Source organism: Herbivorax alkaliphila (assembly GCF_030848475.1).
Classification (GTDB): domain Bacteria; phylum Bacillota; class Clostridia; order Acetivibrionales; family Acetivibrionaceae; genus Herbivorax.
The window spans coordinates 1-925 of the sequence record NZ_JAVDDS010000145.1 but is presented as its reverse complement, the minus strand read 5'-3'; the positions used below and the strand labels follow the sequence as shown (position 1 = coordinate 925).

Sequence of the window (925 nt, the reverse complement as noted above, 5' to 3'; positions counted from 1 at the left end):
AGGGGTAGGGGAGCATACTGTTGAGGCTGAAGCATGATCGAGAGGACATGTGGACGAGACAGTAGAGAGAATGCCGGAATAAGTAGCGAGAGTAAAGTGAGAATCTTTACCGTCGAAAACCTAAGGTTTCCTGGGGAAGGTTCGTCCACCCAGGGTAAGTCGGGACCTAAGCTGAGGCCGAGAGGCGTAGGCGATGGACAACAGGTTGAAATTCCTGTACTACCGCTGTTTGTTTGAGAGAAGTGGGGACGCAGAGGGATAAGTTAAGCGAGCGACTGGAAGAGCTCGTCCAAGGGAGGTAGAAAGACTGGTAGGCAAATCCGCTGGTTGATTCGAAGTCCTGATGGGGAGGGAAACTAAAGTACTGAAGTAACTGATTCCGCACTGACGAGAAAAGCCACTATTTAGAACAGAGGTACCCGTACCGCAAACCGACACAGGTAGGTGAGGAGAAAATCCTAAGACGATCGGGAGAAGCGTTGTTAAGGAACTCGGCAAATTAACCCCGTAAGTTCGCGAGAAGGGGTGCCTGTAGAGATACAGGCCGCAGTGAATAGGCCCAAACAACTGTTTATCAAAAACACAGGTCTCTGCTAAATCGGAAGATGAAGTATAGGGGCTGACGCCTGCCCGGTGCTGGAAGGTTACGGGAATCTGTTAGCGTAAGCGAAGCAGTGAACTTAAGCCCCAGTAAACGGCGGCCGTAACTATAACGGTCCTAAGGTAGCGAAATTCCTTGTCAGGTAAGTTCTGACCCGCACGAAAGGCGCAATGATTTGGGCACTGTCTCAACAACGCACCCGGCGAAATTGTAGTACTTGTGAAGATGCAAGTTACCCGCGACAAGACGGAAAGACCCCATGGAGCTTTACTGTAGCCTGATACTGGGTTTCGGTATTTTTTGTACAGGATAGGTGGGAGGCTT

At 50.3% G+C, this 925-nt stretch carries 1 rRNA gene; it reads left to right on the top strand.

Annotated elements, in window-relative coordinates:
- Positions 1-925: ribosomal RNA gene (locus RBH29_RS17740) — 23S ribosomal RNA — on the top strand; the annotation flags it as partial.